Annotated in this window: 7 protein-coding genes; 1 reads left to right on the top strand and 6 read right to left on the bottom strand. The window is 34.8% G+C overall.

What is annotated here, in order from left to right; translation table 11 throughout:
• Positions 1-1,169, top strand: a 1,169-nt coding sequence (locus tag Q1V93_RS19045) for a TonB-dependent receptor (protein ID WP_300667020.1), incomplete at its 5' end; no start/stop codon positions are given.
• Positions 1,170-1,516: 347 nt separating this feature from the next.
• Here Q1V93_RS19045 and Q1V93_RS19050 read toward each other — a convergent pair.
• The 6 genes from Q1V93_RS19050 to Q1V93_RS19075 all read right to left on the bottom strand — a co-directional run.
• Positions 1,517-2,266 (bottom strand): DUF6602 domain-containing protein, encoded by a 750-nt coding sequence (locus Q1V93_RS19050; protein WP_300667022.1) that lies wholly within the window; start codon positions 2,264-2,266, stop codon positions 1,517-1,519.
• Positions 2,267-2,309: 43 nt separating this feature from the next.
• Positions 2,310-3,002, bottom strand: a complete 693-nt coding sequence (locus Q1V93_RS19055) for an HNH endonuclease signature motif containing protein (protein WP_300667024.1) — start codon at positions 3,000-3,002, stop codon at positions 2,310-2,312.
• Positions 3,003-3,028: 26 nt separating this feature from the next.
• Positions 3,029-3,580 carry a hypothetical protein gene (locus Q1V93_RS19060; RefSeq protein ID WP_300667027.1) on the bottom strand — a complete coding sequence of 184 codons (552 nt, stop codon included), beginning with the start codon at positions 3,578-3,580 and terminating at the stop codon, positions 3,029-3,031.
• A gap of 5 nt (positions 3,581-3,585) precedes the next feature.
• Complete coding sequence (locus Q1V93_RS19065; RefSeq protein WP_300667029.1) at positions 3,586-6,801, bottom strand: SNF2-related protein; 3,216 nt, start codon at positions 6,799-6,801, stop codon at positions 3,586-3,588.
• An 18-nt stretch (positions 6,802-6,819) separates the two neighbouring features.
• A complete protein-coding gene (locus tag Q1V93_RS19070; protein WP_300667031.1) occupies positions 6,820-8,682 on the bottom strand; it encodes an ATP-dependent helicase in 1,863 nt (620 codons plus the stop codon).
• A gap of 1 nt (position 8,683) precedes the next feature.
• On the bottom strand, positions 8,684-8,999 hold a 316-nt coding region (locus Q1V93_RS19075; RefSeq protein ID WP_300667032.1), incomplete at its 5' end, for a hypothetical protein.

Below are 8,999 nucleotides of genomic sequence, written 5' to 3' on the forward strand. Positions count from 1 at the left end.
AGACAATCGTACAGGAAGGAGGAACGAACTTCCGTTTTCAGAAGAATAAAACGACTTTGCAATTGGGATTGAGTTATCAGAATACACTCCTGATGAATACACAGCAATTTCCAACAGACCGCGATGTGAACCTGTCGTTTAATTCAATCCTGCCGAATGTACGCTTCAAATACGATTTCACGAAGTCGAAAAGTTTGATGCTGAACTACCGTGCAGGAACACGCAATCCAACGATTGACCAATTACAGAATGTGATAGACAACTCAAATCCGCTGTCATTATCCTCCGGGAATCCCGATTTGAAGCAGCAATACAATCACCGGGTATTCGGGCGCTTCAATGCAACGAATATCCAGAAAGCAACGAACTTCAACATCTTCTTCGGAGGGGAAATGAACAGCAATTACATTTCCAACGGAACGATCATCGCAACCAGTGATACGGTTATTAATGGGAACGTGTTGTTGCAGCGCGGAGCACAATTTCGTCAGCCGGTGAACCTGGATGGAAGCTGGAATGCGAGAACAACAATCTCCTACGGAATTCCGATCACAAAACTGAAGCTGAACATGAATTTCTATGTGGGCGGAGCGTATACGGTTGCACCTGGTCTCATCAACAACGTAGTGAACAAAGCAAAGACCAGCAATGCAAACGGAGGATTAACAATTTCAAGCAATATCAGTGAGAAAATAGATTTCACGATTGGTTATACACTGAACTACAATAATGTGGTGAATACCCGTCAGAACGTCGCTAAGAACGAGTACTTTGTACACAATGTCAATGCGCGTTTCAACTGGATTATCAAGGAACGTTTGGTGATTAACAGTACGTATTCCGTGAATGCATACGCAGGTTTGGGCTCGGGCTACAACCAAACAATTATGTTGTGGAACGGCGGGATCGGTTATAAACTCTTAAAGCAAAAACAACTGGAACTGCGCGTTTCCGTATTCGATATTCTGAACAACAACAACAGTATTACACGGAACGTCACGGAATCCTATATCGAAGACGTGAAATCGAACGTGTTGAACAGGTATTACATGTTCACAGTGACTTATAACATCCGCAACTTCGGAACAAAAGCTCCCGAAACGAAAGAAACACGACCGCAGGAGGGAGGATTCGGAGGTTCACCGTTTGGAGGCCCGCCATCACACTAGGTTCTGAAAGATTACCTGATTGCAGATTTGTATATGAGTGTTTTCCTCCCCCTTTATCCCCCTCCAAAGGGGGAATTTGCAAATAGATAAACAATTGAATATCAGTATTTTTTAATGGTAAATCTAAAGTTGGGCACTAAAAAGGGTAATATTGTACTCCTAACTGTTCTTTGAATTTCTAAACAATCCCTTAGATTCTTTAGAAATTCCTTTTAATTTACTCATGATACTGATTAAACTACTATTCTATTACTTCTAACAAATATACATCACTCGAAACAATATTGAAAACATATAGCCTCAGTTTAAGAACTATTCTCAAAACGCCTTCTAAAAATTACTAAAGATTAAAACCTTTTTACCATTTGAATACTTTTATCCACGGGGAACCACAAATTATCATTTTCTTCAACAGATCTGTGAGTTATAAATGCGATCAAATTCGAAATAAAAAAGGAAAAGGATAATTCGCTAATCTCATAAATGCAGTTGGGATTGTAAGCATTTGAGAGGTCTAGATTCCATAGTTTATAAAAATAACTATCGTTAAATGAGATATGGTTCACACAGTATTTATTCCACTCAATATCATTTAGGTTGTCTCGAGCATCTAATATTCTTTCAGCGATAACATCAATATTATGTACAGAAGATTCAAATGAAAATATTCCGTTAAAAATCAAATGAGGTTTTCCTACGAATGCCTTATTAATAAACTTTCCATTTTCATTGCATATCCGAACTACGTTTCCATAGTTTTGATTCAATAAGTCGGCTTTGACCTCAATAATTCCAACAACCGCATCCGCCGTCAGAATTACAAAATCATTTTCCTTGAATAGAACGGGATATGCGGTATCATAAATAATGAGATCGATTTGCTTTGAGGCTTGATGATCACCTCTCTCGTGTGTCGGTTGAACCACAAATCCAGTTCCAATACGATACTTTTCCGGGAGGAATCGTTCGATCATTGTTTTCAATATCACTTCATGGTGTCTTCCGTCTTCACCCCAATGTTGTATTAAGTTTCGAACTCTATTCTTTAAAGCAAGTAGTTCTTTTGCCGTTGATTTATGAAATTCAATTATATCCATTTTATTAGATTTTAAGATAAAGCACTAGAATAAGACTGACCTTTTATTTTTTAGTATTGTCTGTCAAACGAACCTTCAATTCAATAACGGTATCACGTGAAATGTCGCCTTTAGTTATTTTGGAATGACAGGTAGGGCACAACATTAAAAGATTACCCATTTCATTATTTTGAGGATTTTCATCGATGTGATGAATTTGGAAGTGCCCTATATCATCATTCGGACATAAAGGACAAGTGGAATTAATCTCTTTCTGAAGTAAGGCTTTTGTTTTTGCCGGAATTGATTTTCTCTTTTTGTTATTACTTTTCTTCTGATTGAACATATAATAACTAAACTCGGGGCATTCAGAATAATGTTGGCATTTGAGAGCTCTACTTTTCGGTTCTTGATAGTATTTGTCGTAATCTCCTGCTGTACAAGCAACTTTTGGAATCATTGCATTCATTCCATCAAATAAATTTACTTCCGGACATGCACCTGAAAAGTACATATTGGAATTACCTTTGATCATATGTATTGATTCACCTTGAACTTGAATCTGTTTTTCTTTAAAGTCGTCATTTAGAACACCTTTTTTCTGTAAAAGATCAATTCCATCTTCATTTGGATAATGTTTGTAGTAATCTGAAAAAATATAAATTGTATCCGCTCGTCTTGTACAATAATTCAAAATGGGACAACGCAACGGAAGCCGTTTTTGTTCACTGATAAGATAATACTCTTTTTCGTCCATAGCATATAGTATTAATGAGAGTTGTTTTAATGCTTTCCAATAATCGGATGTAGATTTTGCGCAACCTTTAATTCGATTACTCCCATAAGATCTGCCATTTCAGGAATAAATTCCATTACATTTAATTTCAGTTTCAAATTCATTCCTTTGGACCAATGGAATAATTGTAAACCCGATGTATATGGGTTTTTACTATACCCCAAATGTGTTACAATACGGCCAGAAACTCCCTTTTTAACCTTTCCTACATAGAGATATTTTGAATTTGGAATAGTGTATTTCCACATTGCAGAATTTGACCTAACACCTGATGTATTTTTGTATTCAATTAGCTTTTGTCTAATTTCCTCGTGAGTGTTTTCAGAAAGGATCTCAAACCAATAAAGAACAGGACCATTCATACTTTTTAGAGTATCAAAAAGTTCCTTAAAATCAGTTGATTTGCGAACATCATTATTCATAAAGTCACCAAGTGAATCACACCAAATGACTTCACTATGCTCTTTTATAACTCCAGCTAAAAGAGATTTTTGAAAAATTTCAATTTGCTCGTTTTTAATCTTTGATATTAAATCCATAGTTCTTATTGCTTATTTGCAACCCCAATAATGCAAGAAGCAATCTTACTGTCAATGTCTTCTGTGAATCGGGTGTTGTTCACGATTTTCAATAAGACCTTCTCATTGAAAATGATATTTTTATCGTTTTTCAAATTGTTTAAATTGAAAAGTTTCTTTCTTCGTCCTTGATTCGCTCTTTTATCATTCAAATAAGGTTGTAGAACTATTATCCACTCATCTGCAAAGTGTTCGTAGTCGACTATAAATTCAAGCTTCCTAGAAAAAAACTTGAGCAGTTGATCAATTACTTCACCTTCTTCATGCGAAATTTCCTTTCGCTTTCGCTGACGTGTTAAGATATGCTCAGCTACCTCTAGAGCACGTTTTTTCTTTGGAGGAAGTAATTCACGCTCTTTTTGTTTGAAAAGATTAATATAGTGTTCCAATGAAGTTTGCTGCCATTCCAAACTATTAGACTTTTTAAAAACGCTATCCCTAAGCAATTGACAAATATCCGGTAAGTGACCATGTACCTCATCCTTTGAATCAATAAAGTACCATCTAGGACTACGCTCTTTATCTCCTTTTAAAGCAATGAAACACCAATCATGTTCACTTCCTACAAATGAAACCCTTGTTCTAATACTAACCTCTATTCCTTTGTATTGATTATATACCTCTTCGGTAATCAAAGCATTCTCTCCTTCTTTCAGCGAAACAAATGATTGAAAACTATCATTCACTCCTTCCCAGGATTCTTGTTTATCATTGAATTCCTTGAACTCATCCATCATTTCTGATACCGAATCAGTGTTAGCAAAATGTCTATCTTTCAGCAGTTCCGGAATATGAACATTTGTTCCGTATAGCTTATCCACCAGAGCATTTGTATCGATTATTCGTTTATCTGCTTTTAGTGAATATTCTTCGGAATCATTAGGCCAAAATACTGTAATTGAATCGTGAAAACTATCCATTCGGTCTGCTCTTCCTATGCGTTGTTCTACAATTCTTAAAACACTAGGTAAATCCAAAAGTACTACTGCTGATGCTTTCTGTAGATCGACACTTTCAGACATTTTATCTGAACACAAAGCAATAATAGGTTCCGTTAAGGTCGAGTTTAGACTAAAAACTTCCAAAACCTTCTTACTATCCTTATCTTTCTCACTCCCCGAAGCAATAAGTATATTTTGGTCCTTGTATTTTTCCTTGAATAATTTTCGCAAATAATATAAAGTAATCACAGTACTATCAAATGCAAGTACATGTGTATGATTCTTCTGAATATTTATTAATTGCTGCAATTTTCCTTCTTCTCTTTTTCCCGACAACTTTTTTGCGAGAGTTGAAATTTGATGATATATAGATAAATCTCTCTGACATGCTTGGACATATAGCTCTCGATTCGTCAACCATTCAGGGAAATATTCATTTTTAAAGATGTTACTCTTCTTAGGTAGTTCGTCTTTTTCAAGAATTCTCTGAATCGTTGCGATTTTGTCTCCAGATTGATTTGATTTCCCTTCAAATTGAAAATGATTTTCGGCTGCTTTTGTTCCTTCAATATGTTCAACTAAAGCTACATGAGATGATCTTAATGCAGCTCTAATTTGATAAATACAAAGTGCCTGGCCAGCTCTGATTCGATTTTTTATATAAGCTTCTTTACTTTCTTCATTCGTTAATTCAAATTCAGGCTTACTGAATTTTGTAAGGTGAGTTATCCCATGGATTTGTTTGGCCAATTCGGTAATCTCTGCAACAATTTCTTTGTCTTTATTTGTTTCTTTTGTTTCATAGGTTTCAGCAATTTGATTAGGAAACTTACAGTTATTATCTAAGCTATTCCGATATTTATCTGGTTCTTTTCGAATCTCAGTATTCAAAGCTCGTTTGGTACGTCTAACAGTAAATGTGCTGATAAAATCACGTAATTGTTGGATATGTTGCTCAGTCTTTTTATTCCTTTTCTGAACTAATTCTTCAAAGATTAAAAATTGCTCATCACTTAAATTGTCAATATCCAACAATTCGATTAACTGTAATAAATCTTCAAGTTTCTTACTGATTGGAGTAGCTGTAACCAATAACTTGAATCCTGCCCGGTTTTGTTTTAATGTTTCCGTACGATTAGAATATTGCGATAAATAATTGTGAGCTTCATCAACAGTTAAAATGTGAGCTATTTGAAGTTTTCTTTCAATGTCTTTTTTTCGTTCTTCCGTAGCGTTACTTAAAAGTCCCATCGATATGACCGAATTGATCTTCTCTTGTTCCTGGAATTCCGTATTCCATTTTTTTACTACTAATGGAGGACAAATCGCAAGAGCATTCGTATGGTGATTTCTTCCTGATTCAAATAACCAATGCTGTAAGGAAAGAACAATAGACGTACACATCTTAGTTTTGCCAGCACCCGTTGGATCTGCTATGAGTACATTAGATTGACTTTGAAGGATAGTCATTGCTTGGGCTAGCCCCTTCCACTGCGTAGGCCATAAATTCGCGTTTTGCAGTTTCTCGAGAATTTCCCTGTAAGAAGTTAACCATTCTCCCTCCAACATTTCCGCTATTGCGCGAGCCAAAGCTTCCTGCCAAGATACTTGTTGAATCAGATTTTTCAACAAATCAATCATTTTTGCATTGTAATCAGCAGCGTCTTCCCAATAACTATTTCCGATTAATTGAATCCCTTCATATTGTTTTTGTTCATTAGGTACATTTCTGCATACTCGAATATTGGCTTCATCTTGGTCATTCAATCCATTTTTACTGAAGTTGGAAGAGCCTAAAATTGCATATTGATCACCGACATACAACTTGGCGTGTAGTTTGTCTAAATATTTAAATTCAACTTTCTTTTGATTGATCTTTTCAATTAGATTAATTACCGATCCCCCATACATGATTGAAAGTCCTTTTTTGAGCCAGTATTCTTTGATCTCTTTATCCAGTTTCACCATTGAGTATCCTTTTCTTCCACGGATATTAGGTTCAAAACCGATCAGAATTCGTACCCTTTTCAATCGCTCGAATTCTTCTGATCCAAAAAAGTCAATTAAGTTAGACAAAGAGGTAAATCCTGTCAAAATCAAGTATTCTTCGCTTTCAAGTATGTCGTTATAGACAATGGTTTGAACCATCCGTTGGTGAGCAGACAAATTCAGCGGGAAAAATTCCTGCTTGGGCCAACGGTAGGCGTAGAAGTCTAATGATATTTGAACGTCTGTATTCAATTTTAATTCTTAGAATTATTAATCTGATAAAAGTTTTCTCTCTTCAATATTGACCAATCCGGAATTTTCTAATTCTTGAAAAAGAACCTCTATCTTGTCAAAGCGCTGAATCCTATTATTTCCATATTTATCCTTTCTTTCTTTACTAAATGTGAAAACAACACGCTCCTTTGCTCTAGATAAAGCAACAAAAAAGGCACATTTATCTTCGTCAGGTTGCTTTTCAAAGGACCAAAAGGCGCCGTCTTCTAAACCAATAAAGACAATGGTATGATATTCTAATCCCTTACTCTTGTGTATTGTCATAACAGGAATAGTGTCTTTTCCAATGAGCATATCTAGAGCTGAGATAATATCATTGTCTTTTTCATAATATTCAGTAAAAATATTCTCGATTTCTGATATCGCATCATCTAAATATTTTGCGTTCTTATAAATTGGAAAATACGCTCTTATTCTGTCTTTATCTGCAAAATCAATGATCTCAGTAATTAAAGTCTGGATAATGTTTTTATCGAGATTAATACTTCCATAATCTTTTCTAATTTTCTTTATAAAGTTTGAAATCCGGTTTTCCAACCGAAGTAATTGTTCATCCTCACTTTCTGTATGAAGGTTGATCAAAAACTGAAATACATTCTGACGATAAATACCTGAATCTTTATGAAAAGCTGCATACAATACATTAATAATATAATTAGAGATATCATCTGTCAGTATATCCTGCAATTTATTTTCATCTCTTACTTTAATTCCATTTTCATTAAAGTAGTCAATTAATTCCCCGGCATATTGGGTCAATTGTTGCTTGACTAAAATGCAAATATCTCTTGGATTAACTTTATCGGTCTGGATCCAGTCTTGGACATCACTAAATAAAATTTGCATTTCTTCATTTGGATTATCAAAGATGTAAACCGAACATTCACCTTGTTCAGAATCCCATTTTGTAGATGGATTTGCTAAATCGGTCTTACCCAATAAATGAATTGTCAAATGATTCAATAAAGTAACCAACTTTGGTGCACATCGAAAATTCATTTCCAATGGAATGCGCTTTGCATTTACATCTTTGATGAAATCTTCAAAGATACTAGACTGAGCCCCAGCCCAGAGCATTATTCTTTGTTTGTCATCCCCAACAGCAGTGAATAGACTACTAGAATTCAAAAAACAACTTTTGAAAAAAGAATACTGTATCTCTGTAGTATCTTGAAATTCATCTAAGAAAACATAATGATATGTTCTCTGTAAAAATTCTTTGATAAACAGGTTAGAGTTCATTAATAATTCTGCTAAACGCATTATCATTTTAAATGATAAAACTGGCTTTGGACCTTGTAGCATCCTTTTCCAAACCTGAAATCTAATTTTATCTTCTGATGTGGTTAATTCAAAAGGTAAAACATCTTGGTGACGATCTAATATTATATCATTTCCTGTAGAATTAAAATAATCCTCATCTTCATCACGGTAAAAGTCAAGTATTTTTTGATCACCAAAAACAATTTCATAGTTTTCAGAAACTATATATTCTTTAGGTAACGCATTTTTAAACCTATCTAACAACTGTTTTGCAAAAGAGTCAAAAGTTAATGAATCGAACCTTCTAGCCAAAGTTTCCTCAGAACGCATCTTTACTCGTTCCTTCAGATTATAGGCTGCATCACGCTTAAAGCTAATTGCTAGAATCTTATGGGGGAATTTACAAATATTCGTCTGAAGTAAAAAACACGCTTTTTGTGCTAGTAATTCTGTTTTTCCAGCACCTGGACCTGCCACCACCAGAAAATTAGCCGATTCTTTAACGACCTTTAGAGCGTTGTCCTCTAAAGAAAGCCTGTCTGCAGTGGTCCAATCATCTCTCTTAATCGATTTCATTTTAACTTTGGTGCTTTAATTTAGAAGAAATTCGAGCAAAAATTTCTTTGAAAACAGGGGGTAAGTTTTTCTTAATCTGTTCGTTATTCACAGAGGATAAGACCTGAATATGTGTGGTGGGCTTTCCACGTCCAAGGAAGTGATAATTGTACCAAATCATTAATTCCTTTTCATCTTGAGAATAAGTTTCTCCTTTTGCTTTTTCTGACTTCAAGGTTGCTTGAATTGCCGTTTCCATTTTTAATTTAAAAGCTTTTGGATCTTCCAATTCATCTGGTATTTGAGGTCCACCATTTTTTGGAATAGATGCTTTATAT

The sequence above is a fragment of the Fluviicola sp. genome, from assembly GCF_030151805.1.
Taxonomy (GTDB): Bacteria; Bacteroidota; Bacteroidia; order Flavobacteriales_D; family Crocinitomicaceae; genus Fluviicola.

Bases quoted from the DNA above. Each gene is read 5' to 3' on its own strand.
- Q1V93_RS19055 (WP_300667024.1), bottom strand. From the start codon at position 3,002: ATGGACGAAAAAGAGTATTATCTTATCAGTGAACAAAAACGGCTTCCG.
- Q1V93_RS19060 (WP_300667027.1), bottom strand. From the start codon at position 3,580: ATGGATTTAATATCAAAGATTAAAAACGAGCAAATTGAAATTTTTCAA.
- Q1V93_RS19070 (WP_300667031.1), bottom strand. From the start codon at position 8,682: ATGAAATCGATTAAGAGAGATGATTGGACCACTGCAGACAGGCTTTCT.
- Q1V93_RS19050 (WP_300667022.1), bottom strand. From the start codon at position 2,266: ATGGATATAATTGAATTTCATAAATCAACGGCAAAAGAACTACTTGCT.